Raw genomic sequence first — 278 nt, 5'->3', positions numbered from 1 at the left:
GTTTATGATCCGTCGATCACCCTGGATCCGGCGACTGTCGTTGCTGGGGGCAGCACGGTGGTCGCGGGTGAGGGCTTCGCCAACGGTGAGACCGTCACGGTCTCGATCCCTGGCGCTGTTGAGGGCGATGATCCGATCACGGTCGAGGTCCTCGCCGGTGATGACGGATCGTTCGCGGTTGCTCTGCCCGTCCCGGCCGGCTACCCGACCGGTCCGGTCAAGGTCTCGGCTGTCGGTCCGGTGTCGGACACGGTGGTCACCGCTGATCTCACGGTCGA

The 278-nt window shown here is 66.2% G+C and carries 1 pseudogene; it reads left to right on the top strand.

Going from position 1 to position 278, the window contains the following annotated elements:
• A pseudogene (locus tag FNH21_RS16840) lies at positions 1 to 278 on the top strand (hypothetical protein); the annotation flags it as partial.

The organism is Arthrobacter bussei, from assembly GCF_009377195.2.
GTDB classification, from domain to species: Bacteria; Actinomycetota; Actinomycetes; order Actinomycetales; family Micrococcaceae; genus Arthrobacter_D; species Arthrobacter_D bussei.
This window is presented reverse-complemented; position numbering and strand designations above follow the sequence as displayed.